Annotated in this window: 17 protein-coding genes; 11 read left to right on the top strand and 6 right to left on the bottom strand. The window is 64.4% G+C overall.

Annotated elements, in window-relative coordinates:
* Window positions 1-182: 182 nt before the first annotated feature.
* Both ABKS89_RS23555 and ABKS89_RS23550 read right to left on the bottom strand, forming a co-directional pair.
* Complete coding sequence (locus ABKS89_RS23555; RefSeq protein ID WP_138215402.1) at window positions 183-1,478, bottom strand: HlyC/CorC family transporter; 1,296 nt, start codon at window positions 1,476-1,478, stop codon at window positions 183-185.
* Between the two features lie 42 nt (window positions 1,479-1,520).
* Entirely contained in the window at window positions 1,521-2,321 is an 801-nt protein-coding gene (locus ABKS89_RS23550; RefSeq protein WP_081515915.1) for a cytochrome C assembly family protein, read from the bottom strand.
* Between the two features lie 220 nt (window positions 2,322-2,541).
* Here ABKS89_RS23550 and ffh point away from each other — a divergent pair, with 220 nt between their 5' ends.
* The 6 genes from ffh to ABKS89_RS23520 all read left to right on the top strand — a co-directional run bounded on the left by ffh (window position 2,542) and on the right by ABKS89_RS23520 (window position 6,566).
* A complete protein-coding gene (gene ffh, locus ABKS89_RS23545; protein WP_348587262.1) occupies window positions 2,542-3,915 on the top strand; it encodes a signal recognition particle protein in 1,374 nt (457 codons plus the stop codon).
* A 144-nt stretch (window positions 3,916-4,059) separates the two neighbouring features.
* Window positions 4,060-4,308 carry a 30S ribosomal protein S16 gene (gene rpsP / locus ABKS89_RS23540; RefSeq protein ID WP_081515913.1) on the top strand — a complete coding sequence of 83 codons (249 nt, stop codon included), beginning with the start codon at window positions 4,060-4,062 and terminating at the stop codon, window positions 4,306-4,308.
* Between the two features lie 5 nt (window positions 4,309-4,313).
* Complete coding sequence (gene rimM, locus ABKS89_RS23535; RefSeq protein WP_348587260.1) at window positions 4,314-4,850, top strand: ribosome maturation factor RimM; 537 nt, start codon at window positions 4,314-4,316, stop codon at window positions 4,848-4,850.
* 3 nt (window positions 4,851-4,853) lie between these two features.
* Entirely contained in the window at window positions 4,854-5,597 is a 744-nt protein-coding gene (trmD, locus tag ABKS89_RS23530) for a tRNA (guanosine(37)-N1)-methyltransferase TrmD (RefSeq protein ID WP_348587259.1), read from the top strand.
* Between the two features lie 43 nt (window positions 5,598-5,640).
* Complete coding sequence (rplS, locus tag ABKS89_RS23525; protein ID WP_017522234.1) at window positions 5,641-5,991, top strand: 50S ribosomal protein L19; 351 nt, start codon at window positions 5,641-5,643, stop codon at window positions 5,989-5,991.
* 161 nt (window positions 5,992-6,152) lie between these two features.
* Window positions 6,153-6,566 (top strand): acyl-CoA thioesterase, encoded by a 414-nt coding sequence (locus tag ABKS89_RS23520; protein ID WP_348587257.1) that lies wholly within the window; start codon window positions 6,153-6,155, stop codon window positions 6,564-6,566.
* 47 nt (window positions 6,567-6,613) lie between these two features.
* Here the strand turns inward: ABKS89_RS23520 and ABKS89_RS23515 are convergent, their stop codons facing one another.
* Window positions 6,614-7,291: a cyclic di-GMP-binding domain-containing protein, MshE-related gene (locus ABKS89_RS23515; protein WP_045210461.1), complete on the bottom strand. Its 678-nt coding sequence runs from the start codon at window positions 7,289-7,291 to the stop codon at window positions 6,614-6,616.
* A gap of 98 nt (window positions 7,292-7,389) precedes the next feature.
* Window positions 7,390-9,234, bottom strand: coding sequence for a cation:proton antiporter (locus tag ABKS89_RS23510; protein WP_138215398.1), 1,845 nt, complete (start codon window positions 9,232-9,234; stop codon window positions 7,390-7,392).
* An 89-nt stretch (window positions 9,235-9,323) separates the two neighbouring features.
* Here ABKS89_RS23510 and xerD point away from each other — a divergent pair, with 89 nt between their 5' ends.
* The 5 genes from xerD (at window position 9,324) to ABKS89_RS23485 (ending at window position 14,588) form a co-directional block, all read left to right on the top strand.
* A complete protein-coding gene (xerD, locus tag ABKS89_RS23505; protein WP_348587255.1) occupies window positions 9,324-10,220 on the top strand; it encodes a site-specific tyrosine recombinase XerD in 897 nt (298 codons plus the stop codon).
* A gap of 237 nt (window positions 10,221-10,457) precedes the next feature.
* Window positions 10,458-11,186: a thioredoxin fold domain-containing protein gene (locus tag ABKS89_RS23500; RefSeq protein ID WP_138215396.1), complete on the top strand. Its 729-nt coding sequence runs from the start codon at window positions 10,458-10,460 to the stop codon at window positions 11,184-11,186.
* A gap of 174 nt (window positions 11,187-11,360) precedes the next feature.
* Window positions 11,361-12,665, top strand: a complete 1,305-nt coding sequence (locus tag ABKS89_RS23495) for a homoserine dehydrogenase (protein ID WP_138215395.1) — start codon at window positions 11,361-11,363, stop codon at window positions 12,663-12,665.
* Between the two features lie 51 nt (window positions 12,666-12,716).
* Window positions 12,717-14,126: a threonine synthase gene (gene thrC, locus ABKS89_RS23490; RefSeq protein ID WP_348587253.1), complete on the top strand. Its 1,410-nt coding sequence runs from the start codon at window positions 12,717-12,719 to the stop codon at window positions 14,124-14,126.
* A 180-nt stretch (window positions 14,127-14,306) separates the two neighbouring features.
* Entirely contained in the window at window positions 14,307-14,588 is a 282-nt protein-coding gene (locus ABKS89_RS23485) for a DUF3509 domain-containing protein (RefSeq protein ID WP_138215393.1), read from the top strand.
* A 53-nt stretch (window positions 14,589-14,641) separates the two neighbouring features.
* On the opposite strand, the gene ABKS89_RS23480 is transcribed toward ABKS89_RS23485, so the two are convergent.
* Both ABKS89_RS23480 and ABKS89_RS23475 read right to left on the bottom strand, forming a co-directional pair.
* The gene (locus ABKS89_RS23480) at window positions 14,642-14,974 is read right to left on the bottom strand and encodes a hypothetical protein (protein WP_138215392.1); all 333 of its coding nucleotides are present in this window, start codon (window positions 14,972-14,974) and stop codon (window positions 14,642-14,644) included.
* Window positions 14,975-15,151: 177 nt separating this feature from the next.
* Entirely contained in the window at window positions 15,152-15,853 is a 702-nt protein-coding gene (locus tag ABKS89_RS23475; RefSeq protein WP_045210454.1) for an ABC transporter ATP-binding protein, read from the bottom strand.
* Window positions 15,854-15,856 lie beyond the last annotated feature (3 nt).

Raw genomic sequence — 15,856 nt, 5'->3', positions numbered from 1 at the left:
CGGGGCAGGGTGGGCGCGGCTCGCGGCGGGTCAGGGCGAGGCCGGCTGCTTCGCAAGGCAACGACGCGGGTCGAGGCTCGGCGGGGCGTGCGATTGACTGGCCGGCGCGGCGTCGCGGGTAACGACGGGCGCAGGCGGGAGGCTGGGTAAGCCGTCCGGATTATAGGGGCGGGCGGGGCGGCTCAGGCAAGCTCGTCGGTGTAGGGAGCTTCCCTGGGCGGCGCGCCGGGCAACCAGGCGCGCACGCTTTTCACCCGGTTTTCGCCGGACTGGAGGATTTCCAGGCGGTAGCGGCCGATCTTCAGACACACCGCGCAGTCGGGAATCTGCTCCAGCGCTTCGGTGACCAGGCCGTTTAGGGTCTTGGGTCCGTCGCTGGGCAGTTGCCAGCCCAGGGCGCGGTTGACGTCGCGCAGGTTGGCCGAGCCGTCGATGACGTAGGTGCCGTCGGACTGGGGATGGATGTCCGGGTTGCGCAGGGTGTTCTGGTTGCTGAACTCGCCGACGATCTCTTCGAGGATATCTTCCAGGGTGATGATCCCGATCACCTCGCCATACTCGTCGACGACGATGCCGATGCGCCGCTTCTGCTTCTGGAAGTTGATCAGCTGGGTCGACAGCGGCGTGCTCTCGGGCACGAAGTAGGGCTCCAGGCACGCGGCCTTGAGGCTTTCCTTGGTCAGCTGGTTGTGGGTCAGCAGGCGGGCGATCTGGCGCATGTGCACCACGCCCTCGACCTGGTTGATGTCGTTGCGGAACACCGGCAGGCGGGTGTGGGTGGTGTTGCGCAGCTGGCCGATGATGGTTTCCAGCTCGTCGTCCAGGTCGATGCCCTGGACTTCGTTGCGCGGCACCATCAGGTCGTTCACCGTGATCTTTTCCAGGTCGAGGATGCTCAGCAGCATGTCCTGGCGGTTGTTGGTGAGCTTCTCGCTGGAGTCGGTGACCACGCTGCGCAGCTCGTCATTGCTCAGCGGCTTGTTGCCGCGCTGGGTCGGGTCGAGGCCGCCCATGCGCAGCAGGAGGTTGCTGATGCCGGTCATCAGCCAGAGCAGCGGGCTGAACAGCTTCTGCATCCAGATCAGCGGCAGGCTGGCGGGGAAGGCGACGCGCTCGGGGCGCAGGGCGGCGTAGGTCTTGGGGGTGATTTCGCCGAAGATCAGCAGGATCAGCGTCAGCGCCACGGTGGTGATCGCCACGCCGGCCTCGCCCCACAGGCGCAGCGCCAGCAGGGTCGCCAGGGACGAAGCGATGATATTGACGAAGTTGTTGCCGATCAGGATGGTGCCCAGCAGCCGGTCGGTGCGCAGCAGCAGCCAGCTGGTGCGCCGTGCGCCGCGGTTGCCTTTCTTGGACAGGTGGCGCAGGCGGTAGCGGTCGAGGCTGAGCATGCCGGTCTCGACGCTGGAGAAGAACGCCGAGCAGAGAATCAGGAAGACCAGCAGGCCGATCAGGTAGCCGGGGTGGATCTCTTCCATGCGCGCAGGTCCTTCAGCGGCGCATCCGCGCCGCCGTTAGCGTCAGATGTGCAGGATGAATTCCTTGACCAGCTTGCTGCCGAAGTAGGCCAGCATCAGCAGGCAGAAACCCGCGAGGGTCCAGCGGATCGCCTTGTGGCCGCGCCAGCCGAGCTGGTGGCGGCCCCACAGCAGTACGCCGAATACCACCCAGGCGAAGCAGGAGAGGATGGTCTTGTGCGCCAGGTGCTGGGCGAACAGGTTGTCGACGAACAGCCAGCCGGAGATCAGCGACAGCGAGAGCAGCGACCAGCCGCCCCAGAGGAAGCCGAACAGCAGGCTTTCCATGGTCTGCAGCGGCGGGAAGTTGCGGATCAGGCCCGACGGGTGCTTGTGCTTGAGCTGATGGTCCTGCACCAGCAGGAGCAGCGCCTGGACCACGGCGATGGTCAGCAGGCCATAGGCGAGGATCGACAGCAGGATGTGGGCGAGAATGCCGGGCTGTTCGTTGATCGGCTCGATGGTGCCGTGGGGCATCAGCACGGCCAGCAGCGTGGTCAGTGCGCCGAGCGGATAAAGGAAGATCAGCAGGTTGTGCACCGGGATGCGCAGGCACGCCAGCAGGGTCAGGGCGGTGACCGCGGCGGAGATCAGGCTGGCGGCGTTGAAGAAGTCCAGCGCCAGGCCCGCGGGCGTCAGCAGCTCCTGGCTCAGGCTGTACGCCTGGCAGAGCAGGGCGACCAGGCCCAGCAGGAGGAGCAGCGGTTTCTGCGGCGGGTTGCGGCGGGCCAGGCTTGCACCCTGGTAGGCGGTGGTGCCGATATAAAGGACGGCGGCGATCAGGCTGGGCAGCAGAGGTTGCATAAGTCCTTGGAACAGTCCTTCGAAAGGGGACCCGAAAGGTCGTGAGTTTGGCACAGATCGCCTGCGCCTAGAAAGCGGCTGAGAACAGTTCGCTTCTGGCCTGCGAAGCGGTCCGTCACATCGGGATCATCGGCGGTGTTGGCGTTGGCCGCACTTCGTTATAATCGGCCGCTTGCTGACAAGCCAAACCCAGGCCCGACCGGGCTGATTAGGAACGCGCATGTTCGAAAACCTTACAGATCGCCTCTCGCAAACGCTGCGCCACGTCACCGGCAAGGCCAAGCTGACCGAGGACAACATCAAGGACACGCTCCGCGAAGTGCGGATGGCCCTGCTGGAAGCCGACGTGGCCCTGCCGGTGGTCAAGGACTTCGTCGCCAAGATCAAGGATCGCGCGGTCGGCACCGAAGTTTCCAAGAGCCTGACCCCGGGCCAGGCCTTCGTGAAGATCGTCCAGGCCGAACTGGTCGAGCTGATGGGCGCGGCCAACGAGGACCTCGACCTCAACGCAGCGCCGCCGGCGGTCATCCTGATGGCCGGCCTGCAGGGCGCGGGCAAGACCACCACTGCCGGCAAGCTGGCGCGCTTCCTCAAGGAGCGCAAGAAGAAGTCCGTGCTGCTGGTGTCCGCCGACGTCTACCGCCCGGCGGCGATCAAGCAGCTGGAAACCCTGGCCAACGACCTGGACGTGACCTTCTTCCCGTCCGACACCAGCCAGAAGCCGGTCGCCATTGCCGAAGCGGCGATTCGTGAAGCCAAGCTGAAGTTCATTGACGTGGTGATCGTCGACACCGCCGGCCGTCTGCACATCGACGCCGACATGATGGACGAGATCAAGCAGGTCCACGCGGCGATCAAGCCGGTGGAAACCCTGTTCGTGGTCGACGCCATGACCGGCCAGGACGCCGCCAACACCGCCAAGGCCTTCAATGACGCGCTGCCGCTGACCGGCGTGGTGCTGACCAAGGTCGACGGCGACGCCCGTGGCGGTGCCGCGCTGTCCGTGCGTGCCATCACCGGCAAGCCGATCAAGTTCCTCGGCATGGGCGAGAAGAGCGAAGCGCTCGATCCGTTCCACCCCGATCGCGTGGCCTCGCGCATCCTCGGCATGGGTGACGTGCTCAGCCTGATCGAGCAGGCCGAGCAGAGCATGGACCGCGAGAAGGCCGAGAAGCTCGCGAAGAAGATCAAGAAGGGCAAGGGCTTCGACCTGGAAGACTTCCGCGATCAGCTGCAACAGATGAAGAACATGGGCGGCCTGGGCAGCCTCATGGACAAGCTGCCGATGCTCGGCGGCGTCAACCTGTCGCAGATGGGCAACGCGCAGAACGCGGCGGAGAAGCAGTTCAAGCAGATGGAGGCGATCATCAACTCCATGACCCCCGCCGAGCGCCGTGATCCGGAAGTGATCAGCGGCTCGCGCAAGCGCCGCATCGCCATGGGTTCGGGTACCCAGGTGCAGGACGTTGGTCGCCTCATCAAGCAGCACAAGCAGATGCAGAAGATGATGAAGAAGGTCACCGCCAAGGGCGGCATGGCCAAGATGATGCGCGGCATGGGGGGCATGTTCCCCGGCGGCATGCCCAAGATGTGAGGCCAGACGGCTCGCCGCCTGGCGGGCCGGACGCGCTGCGGCTTGCGGCGCGTGGCTTTAGCTCATAGAATATGCGGCCTTTCGGGCTATGTGCCCGAGGGCTGCATTTCTTTTTTGCAAGCAAACCATAGGAACAACGTACGCATGGTAACCATTCGTCTGGCTCGTGGCGGCTCCAAGAAGCGCCCGTTTTATCACCTGACCGTGACCAACAGCCGCAACGCTCGTGACGGCCGTTTCGTCGAGCGCGTCGGCTTCTTCAACCCCGTCGCCACTGGCGCTGAGCTCAAGTTCTCGGTCAACCAGGAGCGTCTGAACTACTGGCTGAGCCAAGGCGCTCAACCGTCTGAGCGTGTTGCTCAGCTGATCAAGGAAGCCGCCAAGGCTGCCTGAGATCGATGAACACGAATCCTGCTCCCGCCGAGGAGATGGTTGTTCTCGGCAAGATCGTATCGGTGCACGGTATTCGTGGTGAGGTGAAGGTGTATTCCTTTACCGATCCGTTGGACAACCTGCTGGACTATCGCCGCTGGACGCTCAAGCGTGGCAACGAAGTTCGACAGGCTGAACTGGTCCAAGGTCGCGTGCAGGGCAATGTCCTGGTCGCGAAGCTGAAGGGACTGGATGATCGCGAGATCGCCCGCACCTTCGCTGAATTCGAAATCATGGTCCCGCGCAGCGAGCTGCCGGTGCTGGACGATGGCGAGTTCTACTGGAGCCAGTTGGAAGGTCTCAAGGTGATCGACCAGAACGGGCAGCTGTTCGGGATTCTCGACCACATGCTGGAGACCGGCGCCAACGATGTGATGGTAGTCAAGCCCTGCGCAGGCAGCCTGGACGACCGTGAACGCCTGCTTCCGTATACGGATCAGTGCGTGAAATCGGTAGACCTGGAAGCCGGCGAGATGCGGGTGGACTGGGACGCGGACTTCTAGCCCATGTGGATAGGGGTTATCAGCATCTTTCCCGAGATGTTTCGCGCCATCAGCGACTATGGCATCACGAGTCGCGCGGTCAAGCAGGAGCTGATTCAGCTTCAGTGCTTCAACCCGCGAAGCAACACCGAGGACCGTCACCAGACGGTGGACGACAGGCCTTTCGGCGGTGGTCCCGGCATGGTGATGAAAATCAAGCCGCTCGAAGGCGCACTGGGCGATGCCCGGCAAGCCGCAGGCGGGCCGGTGAAGGTGATCTACCTCTCGCCGCAAGGTCGCAAGCTCACGCAAGCGGCCGCGAAGGAACTGGCGAACGAGGAGCGACTGATCCTGATCGCCGGGCGTTACGAAGGCATCGACGAGCGCTTCATTGAAGAGCATGTCGATGAGGAATGGTCAGTTGGCGATTATGTCCTGTCCGGGGGTGAGCTTCCGGCCATGGTGCTGATTGACGCGGTCACGCGATTGTTGCCCGGTGCACTGGGCCACGTGGACTCCGCCGAGGAGGACTCCTTCACGGATGGCCTGCTCGACTGTCCGCATTACACCCGACCTGAGGTGTACGCAGACAAACGTGTTCCTGAGGTGCTGCTCAGCGGCAACCACGAACACATCCGGCGCTGGCGTTTGCAGCAGTCCTTAGGCAGGACCTGGGAACGACGTGCCGATCTTCTGGATTGCCGCTCGCTTTCTGGAGAAGAGAAAAAGCTGCTGGAGGAATACATCCGCCAGCGGAACGATAGTTAACGTATCGATGGCCCGCGCCGAGCGCAGGTCTTAGGAGCACGAAATGACCAACAAGATCATTCAGCAGATCGAAGCTGAACAGATGAGCAAAGAGATTCCGGCGTTCGCCCCCGGCGACACCGTAATCGTCCAGGTTAAAGTGAAGGAAGGCGACCGTCAGCGTCTGCAGGCCTTCGAAGGCGTTGTCATCGGCAAGCGTAACCGCGGCCTGAACAGTGCTTTCACCGTTCGCAAGATCTCCAACGGCGTAGGCGTAGAGCGTACCTTCCAGACCTACAGCCCGCTGGTTGACAGCATCAGCGTCAAGCGTCGCGGCGACGTGCGCAAGGCCAAGCTGTACTACCTCCGCGAACTGTCCGGCAAGGCAGCTCGTATCAAGGAAAAACTGGCCTAATTCGCCGGTTGTTCCCGAAAAAAGCAGCCCACGGGCTGCTTTTTTCTTGCCCGTGTGTTTTTCGCTCTTTAATTGGACACCCCATCTGCCCCCGGCAGCGCATTAGAAACACAACACCCGCAGCACCGGCAGCCACCCTCATTGCATCAGGTAGCAGTGGCATGAGCCCCAGAGAACAGGAAATCCTCCGTCGTACGGAGCTTTCCGAAACCCGTGTGACCAAGGCGATCTTCCCGCCCACCACCAACCATCACAACACCCTGTTCGGCGGCACCGCGCTGGCCTGGATGGACGAAGTCTCGTTCATCGCCGCGACGCGCTTCTGCCGCCTGCCGCTGGTGACCGTGTCCACCGATCGTATCGACTTCAAGCACCCGATCCCCGCCGGCTCCATCGTCGAGCTGATCGGCCGGGTAGTGAAGGTCGGCAACACCAGCCTCAAGGTCGAGGTGGAAGTGTTCGTCGAGAGCATGTCCGCCGACGGCCGCGAGAAGGCCATCCACGGGCTGTTCAGCTTCGTCGCCATCGATGACGAGAAGCGCCCGGTACCGGTCCTGCCCGATTTCGAGGCCTGAAACGCAAGAAGGCGCCCGCGGGCGCCTTCTTTCATGGCAGATCGCCTTCAGTGACGCAGGCTGATCTTCAGCGAGGCCTGGGACAGGTCGATGTTCTGCAGGCTCAGGCTGCCCATGCTCTGGGTCTTGGGCGCACCGGCGACGCGGATATTGTCGAAGCGTACTTCGCCGATGGAGCTGGGCAGGCGCACGTTGATCGAACCATCCGGGTTCAGGGACGAGGAGGCGTGCGCGGTGTCGTACTGCACGTCATGCAGCGAGGTCTCGGCATCGAGGCTGTCGACCACCGGCATCACCAGGCGCGACAGCTGCTTGATGGCGCCGACGCCATCGCCGCTCTCGGCGCTGACCAGCAGGCTCTGCAGGGTGTCGTCGAAACCCTGGGCGCTGACGTCGCTCATCTCGCGATCGCTCAAGGGCTTGAGGCCCTTGGGCGCTTCGTGACGGGTGATGCTCGTCGGCGCCTGGCGCTGTACATCGGCGCTGGCCAGCTGGAACGGGCTGAGCAGGGCCGCGACCAGCGTCGCCGCCAGGCGCAGGTTGTTCTGCTTCTTCAGCGCGCGGCCGAGCTGGCGCTCGCTGATCCAGCCCTGCTGGATCAGGGTCTCGCCCAGGCGCAGTCCGTTGGTGAGCTGGAGCTGGATGGCCTTATCCAGCTGATGGGAGGTGATCAGGCCCTTGCTGACAAGGATCTGACCGAGGCGGGAGTTCTGTTGACTAGGCATGGCATGGGCTTCGTGGGGCGCTATGATGGCGTGGTGCAATCATTGTCTTTCGGACACATTCTGTCACCAGCCTAAAGATAGGCTGACATGGCCGGCCGTCAGGTTGTCAGGGCCTGCAGGGTGTCGTTCTTACTCACGGTGTTTTCCGTCTCTTCCTCGATCAGTGCAATCACCGTCCAGCCGCCGGCAGGGGCGAGCGGCTGTTCGGGGCTGGCAATGTGCAGCCGGCCACTCGGGTCGCGGGCGAACAGCAGCAAGGCACGCTGGCCATGCTGCGCCTGGTATTCGTTCCAGCCGAAGCTGTCGCTGAGCAGCGTCGAGCGGACTTCCGCGCCGCGGGCGATCAGCCCGGCCATCTGCGGGTAGGTGATGAGGGTCTGGCCCAGCGGATGACCGCGGTGGCGGTCGCTGACCCGGTGCTTCTCGCTGCGACGGCTGTCCTGGCTGGAGGGCAGGATGAAGCGGTGGCGGGGACTGAATTCGTGGCGGAAGCTCATGCACATCAGGGCGTTCAGTTCGGCGTTGGGCGACAGTGCCAGCAGATGGCCCAGGCCGATCAGGTCGAGATGGGCCTCCGCGTGCTGCGAGGCGGGGTTGCCGAAGTAGGTCGGCAGGTGCTCCATGCGTGATGCGCGGGTGTTCTCCCAGCTGGAGTCGGTGAGCAGCACCTTCACCCCGGCATTCTGCAACCCGGTGCCGACGGCGCGGGCCACGGGGTTGGCGCCGATGATGAGGAAGCCGGTAGGCACCGGCTCGGCCACCTTCAGCAGGCGCGCTAGGGGGCGGGCGGTGGCGCTTTGCAGGATCACCGTGCCGATGATTACCAGGAAGGTCAGCGGCACCAGTACGCCGGCCTGGGCGTGTCCGGACTCCTGCAGGCGAATCGCGAAGATCGCCGAGACGGCTGCTGCGACGATGCCACGCGGGGCTATCCAGCTCAGCAGCGCGCGCTCGCGCCAGTTGAGTGACGAGCCAGCGGTGGAGACCAGCACGTTCAGCGGCCGGGCGACGAACTGGATCAGCGCCAGCACCAGCAGGGCGATCGGGCCGAGGCCCAGCAGCGCCGAGAGGTCCAGGCGCGCGGCAAGGAGCAGGAAGAGGCCGGAGATCAGGAGAACGCTGAGGTTCTCCTTGAAGTGCAGGATCTGCCGGACGTCGACGCCCTTCATGTTGGCCAGGCGCAGGCCCATGACGGTCACCGCCAGCAGTCCGGATTCGGACATCAGCGTGTTGGAGAGCACGAACAGGCCCAGCACCACGGACAGCGACGCCAGGTTGTGCAGGTAATCCGGCAGCCAGTGGCGGCGCAGCGCCACGCCCAGTGCCTGGCCGCCCAGCAGGCCGGCGACGATGCCGGTGCCGATGACACTGAAGAAGGTCAGCAGGCTGTCGCTCCAGCCCGAGCCGCTGTCGCTGGCGGCGATGAAGGTGTAGACCACCACCGCGAGCAGGGCGCCGATGGGGTCGATGACGATGCCTTCCCAGCGCAGGATGTTGGCGATGGTGGCGTTGGGGCGCACCACACGCAGCATGGGCACTATCACCGTCGGGCCTGTGACGAGGGTCAGGGTGCCGAACAGCAGTGCCATCTCCCAGGTGAAGTCCAGCAGATAGTGGGTCGCCAGGGCGATCACGCCCCAGGTGAGCAGGGCGCCGACGGTGACCATGCGCCGCACCACCGTGCCGATTTCCTTCCACTCGTCCAGGTGCAGGGTCAGGCTGCCCTCGAACAGCACGAGGGCGACCGCCAGCGACACCAACGGGAACAGCAGTGGGCCGAACAGGACTTCCGGCGTCAGCAGGTGCAGCACCGGGCCGACCAGGATGCCGCTCAGCAGCAGGAACAGGATCGCCGGCAAGCGCAGGCGCCACGCCAGCCATTGGCTGACCAGGGAGGCGGCGCCGATACCGGCGAGGGCGTAGTAGGTGCTGTGTTCATCCATGGAGCGGCGACATCCTGCGCAAGAGTGGTGAGGGTGATGGAGGATATGAAAGACTACCCGCGCCGTAATTTCCTTCGCTCTGGCCTGAAATGACCCCGGTTCCCCATATTCTGATCGACCGCTTCCTCGATGCCCTCTGGCTGGAAAAGGGCCTGTCCGACAATACCCGCAGTGCCTATGGCAGCGACCTTGCGCTGTTCAATGGCTGGCTCGACGAGCGCGGCATTGTGCTGGAGTCCGCTGGCCGCGATGTGATCCTCGATCACCTGGCCTGGCGCCTGGGCGAGGGCTACAAGGCCCGTTCCACGGCGCGTTTCCTGTCCGGTCTGCGTGGCTTCTACCGTTACTGCCTGCGCGAGAACCTGATCACCGAGGACCCGACCCTGCTGGTGGAGTTGCCGCAGTTGGGCAAGCCGCTGCCCAAGTCGCTGTCGGAGTCGGATGTCGAAGCCCTGCTGGCGGCGCCGGAGACCGACGACCCGCTCGGCCTGCGCGACCGCACCATGCTTGAGGTTCTATACGCCTGCGGGCTGCGCGTGAGCGAGCTGGTCGGGTTGACCCTGGAGCAGGTGAATCTGCGTCAGGGTGTGGTGCGCGTGCTCGGCAAGGGCAGCAAGGAGCGCCTGGTGCCGCTGGGCGAGGAGGCGATCCGCTGGATCGAGCGCTACGTGCGCGAGGCCCGCGGCGATCTGCTGGCTGGCCGGCCGAGCGACGTGCTGTTCCCCAGCCTGCGCGGCGAGCAGATGACCCGACAGACCTTCTGGCACCGCATCAAGCTTCACGCAAAGGTCGCCGGCATCGGCAAGAGCCTGTCGCCTCACACCCTGCGCCACGCCTTCGCCACCCATCTGCTCAACCACGGCGCCGACCTGCGCGTGGTGCAGATGCTGCTGGGGCACAGCGACCTCTCTACTACGCAGATCTACACGCACATTGCCCGTGCCCGTCTGCAGGACCTGCATGCCCAGCACCACCCGCGTGGGTGAGTGGGGGTGAACGGGGGCTCTAGCAACGCATGCGTTGCCCCGCGAACGCCCGGCCATGGATGGCCGGGCTGGGGTTGAACTTGAGCAGGTTGTCTCGACAGGGATGTCTACACCTTGTTCGATCTTTGCGCCGAGAGCTTTAACCACTACTCCCAACGAAGCTTCCGGCTACAGCCTTTGGCTCGGTCTTGCCGGTCCGGTGTGATAGTCTTCGCCGACTGACATCAGGAGCTTTCCATGCGTTTGTCCCGACTTCTGACTGCCGCGGCTTTTGGCCTCGTCAGCACCCTCGCCCTAGCTGCCGAGCCGGACCAGGCGATCCGCACCACCCTGCAGTCCCTGCAGCCTGACCTGCCCATCGAGAACATCTCCAAGGGACCCCTGGAAGGCATCTACCAGGTGCAGCTCAAGGGCGGCCGTATCCTCTATGCCAGCGCCGACGGCCAGTTCGTCGTGCAGGGCAACATCTACCAGGTGAAGGACGGCAAGCCGACCAACCTGACCGAGAAGGCCGAGAGCGCCGGCGTGGCCAAGACCATCAACGCCATCGCCGCCAAGGACATGGTCGTGTTCCCGGCCAAGGGCGAGACCAAGGCGCACATCACCGTCTTCACCGACACCACCTGCCCGTACTGCCAGAAGCTGCACGCCGAAGTGCCGGAACTGCAGAAGCGCGGCATCGAAGTGCGCTACCTGGCCTTCCCGCGCCAGGGCCCGAACTCGCCGGGTGATGCCCAGCTGCAGGCCGTGTGGTGCTCCAAGGACCGCCAGGCGGCCATGAGCGACATGTTCCACGAGAAGGAAGTGAAGGCCGCCAAGTGCGAAAACCCGGTGGACGCGCAGTTCGCCCTGGGTCAGATGGTCGGTGTGCAGGGCACCCCGGCAATCATCCTCGCCGACGGCACCATGCTGCCGGGCTACCAGCCGGCCGGCCAGATCGCCAAGCTGGCTCTGGAAGCCAAGTAAGGCGCGGCTTGCGCACTGATTGACTAATGCGGAACCGCTTCGTAATGTTCGGTTCCTTTTGACTAGGGAACAGGCAGTCCGCCTGTTCTGACATGGTGCCTGCTCCCATGCCCGCCTCGTTGCGGGCATCGGCGTCTCAGGCGCCCCGATGCTGTAATCATGGGGAGTTTCAGCGTGAAACCGGTGAAAGTGGGAATCTGTGGGTTGGGGACCGTCGGTGGCGGTACCTTCAATGTACTCAAACGCAACGCCGAGGAGATTGCCCGCCGTGCCGGGCGTGGTATCGAGGTTGCGCAGATTGCCGCCCGTCGCCCCAATCCGAAGTGTGAAACCGGCAGTACCCCCATTACTGCCGACATCTTCGACGTGGCGAACAACCCGGAAATCGACGTGGTCATCGAGCTGATCGGTGGCTACACCCTGGCCCATGAGCTGGTGCTCAAGGCCATCGAGAACGGCAAGCACGTGGTCACCGCCAACAAGGCGCTGATCGCCGTGCATGGCAACGAGATCTTCGCCAAGGCCCGCGAGAAGGGTGTCATCGTCGCCTTTGAAGCCGCCGTGGCCGGCGGCATCCCGGTGATCAAGGCGATCCGCGAGGGCCTGGCCGCCAACCGCATCAATTGGCTGGCCGGCATCATCAACGGCACCGGCAACTTCATCCTCACCGAGATGCGTGAGAAGGGCCGCGCCTTCGCCGACGTGCTCAAGGAAGCCCAGGCGCTGGGCTACGCCGAAGCCGATCCGACCTTCGACGTAGAAGGCATCGACGCCGCGCACAAGCTGACCATCCTGGCGTCCATCGCTTTCGGCATTCCGCTGCAGTTCGACAAGGCCTACACCGAAGGCATCACCCAGCTGACCACCGCCGACGTGAACTACGCCGAGGCCCTGGGCTATCGCATCAAGCACCTGGGCGTCGCCCGCCGTACCGACAGCGGTATCGAGCTGCGCGTACACCCGACCCTGATCCCGGCCGACCGCCTGATCGCCAACGTGAACGGCGTGATGAACGCTGTCATGGTCAATGGCGACGCTGCTGGCTCCACGCTGTTCTACGGCGCTGGCGCCGGCATGGAGCCCACCGCTTCCTCGGTGGTCGCCGACCTGGTGGACGTGGTTCGCGCCATGACTGCCGACCCGGAGAACCGCGTACCGCACCTGGCCTTCCAGCCGGACTCGCTCTCCGACCACCCGATCCTGCCGATCGACGCCTGCGAAAGCGCCTACTACCTGCGCATCCAGGCCAAGGACCATCCGGGCGTACTGGCCCAGGTGGCGACCATCCTCTCCGAGCGCGGCATCAACATCGAATCGATCATGCAGATGGAAGTCGAAGAGCATGACGGTCTGGTGCCGATGATCCTGGTTACCCACCGCGTGCTCGAGTCCCGCATCATCGAAGCCATCACCGCGCTGGAAGCGCTGGATGACGTCGTCGGCAATGTCGTACGCATCCGCGTCGAACAACTGAACTGAATCGAACGCGGCGGCGCTTGCGCGCCGCCGCCAACCCGAAGGTTTCACACCATGCGTTACATCAGTACCCGCGGCCAGGCGCCCGCGCTGAACTTCGAAGACGTGCTGCTGGCTGGCCTGGCCAGCGACGGCGGCCTCTACGTGCCGGAAAACCTGCCGCGCTTCACCGTCGAAGAGATCGCCTCCTGGGCCGGCCTGCCGTACCACGAGCTGGCCTTCCGCGTGATGCGCCCGTTCGTTGCCGGCAGCATCTCCGACGCCGACTTCAAGAGGATCCTCGAAGAGACCTACGGCGTCTTCGCCCACAACGCCGTGGCGCCGCTGCGCCAGCTCAATGGCAACGAGTGGGTGCTGGAGCTGTTCCACGGCCCGACCCTGGCCTTCAAGGACTTCGCCCTGCAACTGCTCGGCCGCCTGCTCGACCACGTGCTGACCAAGCGCGGCGAGCGCGTGGTGATCATGGGCGCCACCTCCGGCGACACCGGCTCGGCCGCCATCGAAGGCTGCAAGGCCTGCGAGAACGTCGACATCTTCATCATGCACCCGCACAACCGTGTGTCCGAGGTGCAGCGCCGTCAGATGACCACCATCCTCGGCGAGAACATCCACAACATCGCCATCGAAGGCAACTTCGACGACTGCCAGGAGATGGTCAAGGCCAGCTTCGCCGACCAGGGCTTCCTGAAAGGCACCCGCCTGGTGGCGGTGAACTCGATCAACTGGGCGCGGATCATGGCCCAGATCGTCTACTACTTCCACGCCGCCCTGCAGCTCGGCGCACCGGCCCGTTCCGTGGCCTTCTCGGTGCCCACCGGCAACTTCGGCGACATCTTCGCCGGCTACCTGGCGCGCAACATGGGCCTGCCGATCAGCCAACTGATCGTCGCGACCAACCGCAACGACATCCTGCACCGCTTCATGTCCGGCAACCGCTACGACAAGGACACCCTGCACGCGTCGCTGTCGCCGTCCATGGACATCATGGTCTCGTCCAACTTCGAGCGCCTGCTGTTCGATCTGCACGGTCGCAACGGCAAGGCAGTCGCCGAGCTGATGGACAACTTCAAGGCCACCGGCAAGCTGGCCGTCGAGGATGACCGCTGGACCGAAGCGCGCCGCCTGTTCGATTCGCTGGCGGTGAGCGACGAGGAAACCTGCGAGACCATCGCCCAGGTCTTCGCCGAATCCGGCGAGCTGCTGGACCCGCACACCGCCATCGGCGTACGCGCTGCCCGCGAGTGCCGCCGCAGCCTGTCCGTGCCCATGGTCACCCTGGGTACCGCGCATCCGGTCAAGTTCCCGGAAGCCGTGGAAAAGGCCGGTATCGAGGCTGTTCCGGCGCTGCCGGCGCACCTGACCGACCTGTTCCAGCGCGAAGAACGTTGCACCGTACTGCCGAACGAGTTGGCCAAGGTCCAGGCCTTCGTCAGCGCCCACGGCAACCGCGGCAAACCGCTCTAAAGCGAGGATCGTCCTTCGAAGAAGCCCGCCCCCTGGCGGGCTTTTTCATGCCCGCGAATCGGCCTGGGGAGTGACCGAGAAACATGCCGTCATGACCAACGGTACTGACAGCGGCGAACTTTATCGCCGATCGTGCGGTCTTTTCCCTGTGTTTTTCATTTCGCAACAAGGAGATACGACATGGACCGGCTGAGCGCCCTGCTGACCGAGACCTTCGCTCCCTACGCTCCCTCCCTGGGCCCGGCACGCCCCGATGGCGGCCGTATTCTGACCCTCACCAACGACGATGGAGAGGTAGTTCTGCGGCGCGTCATCGAAGGCCAGCACCTGGCCGACCATGAGCAGAGCGAGGAGGCGGTGCAGACCATCCGCCGCGACCTGCTGATCTCCGAAGGCCGCATGGAGGACGATGTCGTTTCCCAATTGCGACAGCGTGCGCAGGTGCTGAGCTACGGCACCTGATCGACCTTGCAACGAAAACGCCGCCCATTGGGCGGCGTTTTCGTTTCCGGACCCTATAACTTGCCCAGGTACTTCAGGCGTGAGCGAATGCCGCCCGTGGTGCGGCCATGTTCGCGGGCGATCGCTGCGACGGTTTCCCCGGCCTCGAAACGCTGCATCAGGACTGCTTCCTCTTCCGTCTGCCAGGGTTTGCCGGCCTGCTGGGGCAGGGCGCGGGGCTTCGGGGCGGGTACTTCCAGCGCGTGGATGGCGTGGAACAGGGCGCGAATCACTTCTGGCGCCTGGCAGGGGTCGTCGACGGCCAGGGGCGCATCGTGGCGCGGGTCGATGCCCTGGGCGAGCTTGCGCAGCACGGCGAGGGTGTCGGCGAGATGGTCGGCGGTCATGGCGGGTCTCCTTGTTGTATCCGCAGATGCTTGGCGAGCTTTTGCGCGCTGTCTGTCGGATGCGTCGGGAGCGCAGGCGGAAAAGGCAGAGGAATGCCCGGTTGCTGTAGGAGCGGTGCGGACCGCTCGCCAATAGAAAACGGCCCCGAAGGGCCGTTTCTGATCGCGGCGGGAGGATCAGCCGCCGAGGTACGCGTCGCGCACCTTGGGGTTCACCAGCAGGTTGGCACCGGTGTCCTGCATGACGATGCGACCGTTCTCCAGCACATAGCCGCGGTCGGCGAGCTTGAGCGCCTGGTTGGCGTTCTGCTCGACGAGGAACACGGTCACGCCTTCCTGGCGCAGCTGTTCGACGATGTCGAAGATCTGCTGGATGATGATCGGCGCCAGGCCCAGCGACGGCTCGTCGAGCAGCAGCAGCTTGGGCTTGCTCATCAGCGCGCGGCCGATGGCGAGCATCTGCTGTTCGCCGCCGGACATGGTGCCGCCGCGCTGGTTGAAGCGTTCCTTCAGGCGCGGGAAGAGCCCCAGGACCTTGTCCATCTGCTCCTGGTAGTCACCCTTGCTGGTGAAGAAGCCGCCCATGGCGAGGTTCTCTTCCACGGTCAGGCGGGCGAACACGCGACGGCCTTCGGGCACGACGGCGATGCTCTTGCGCATGATCACAGAGGATTCCTTGCCGACCAGCTCTTCGCCCATGTAGGTGATGCTGCCGGAGGAGGCGCGCGGCGAACCGCACAGGGTCATCAGCAAGGTCGACTTGCCGGCGCCATTGGCGCCGATCAGGGTGACGATCTCACCCTGCTGGACTTCCATGCTGACGTCGTGCAGCGCCTGGATCTTGCCGTAGAAGGTGGAAACCTTGTCGAACTTCAGCATGAC

The organism is Pseudomonas sp. LABIM340, from assembly GCF_040017195.2.
Taxonomy (GTDB): Bacteria; Pseudomonadota; Gammaproteobacteria; order Pseudomonadales; family Pseudomonadaceae; genus Pseudomonas.
The sequence above is the reverse complement of the archived record's forward strand: the minus strand, read 5'-3'. Positions and strand labels throughout refer to the sequence as shown.

Bases quoted from the DNA above. Each gene is read 5' to 3' on its own strand.
- ABKS89_RS23555 (WP_138215402.1), bottom strand. From the start codon at position 1,478: ATGGAAGAGATCCACCCCGGCTACCTGATCGGCCTGCTGGTCTTCCTG.
- ABKS89_RS23550 (WP_081515915.1), bottom strand. From the start codon at position 2,321: ATGCAACCTCTGCTGCCCAGCCTGATCGCCGCCGTCCTTTATATCGGC.
- ffh (WP_348587262.1), top strand. From the start codon at position 2,542: ATGTTCGAAAACCTTACAGATCGCCTCTCGCAAACGCTGCGCCACGTC.
- rpsP (WP_081515913.1), top strand. From the start codon at position 4,060: ATGGTAACCATTCGTCTGGCTCGTGGCGGCTCCAAGAAGCGCCCGTTT.
- rimM (WP_348587260.1), top strand. From the start codon at position 4,314: ATGAACACGAATCCTGCTCCCGCCGAGGAGATGGTTGTTCTCGGCAAG.
- trmD (WP_348587259.1), top strand. From the start codon at position 4,854: ATGTGGATAGGGGTTATCAGCATCTTTCCCGAGATGTTTCGCGCCATC.
- rplS (WP_017522234.1), top strand. From the start codon at position 5,641: ATGACCAACAAGATCATTCAGCAGATCGAAGCTGAACAGATGAGCAAA.
- ABKS89_RS23520 (WP_348587257.1), top strand. From the start codon at position 6,153: ATGAGCCCCAGAGAACAGGAAATCCTCCGTCGTACGGAGCTTTCCGAA.
- ABKS89_RS23515 (WP_045210461.1), bottom strand. From the start codon at position 7,291: ATGCCTAGTCAACAGAACTCCCGCCTCGGTCAGATCCTTGTCAGCAAG.
- ABKS89_RS23510 (WP_138215398.1), bottom strand. From the start codon at position 9,234: ATGGATGAACACAGCACCTACTACGCCCTCGCCGGTATCGGCGCCGCC.
- xerD (WP_348587255.1), top strand. From the start codon at position 9,324: ATGACCCCGGTTCCCCATATTCTGATCGACCGCTTCCTCGATGCCCTC.
- ABKS89_RS23500 (WP_138215396.1), top strand. From the start codon at position 10,458: ATGCGTTTGTCCCGACTTCTGACTGCCGCGGCTTTTGGCCTCGTCAGC.
- thrC (WP_348587253.1), top strand. From the start codon at position 12,717: ATGCGTTACATCAGTACCCGCGGCCAGGCGCCCGCGCTGAACTTCGAA.
- ABKS89_RS23485 (WP_138215393.1), top strand. From the start codon at position 14,307: ATGGACCGGCTGAGCGCCCTGCTGACCGAGACCTTCGCTCCCTACGCT.
- ABKS89_RS23480 (WP_138215392.1), bottom strand. From the start codon at position 14,974: ATGACCGCCGACCATCTCGCCGACACCCTCGCCGTGCTGCGCAAGCTC.
- ABKS89_RS23475 (WP_045210454.1), bottom strand. From the start codon at position 15,853: ATGCTGAAGTTCGACAAGGTTTCCACCTTCTACGGCAAGATCCAGGCG.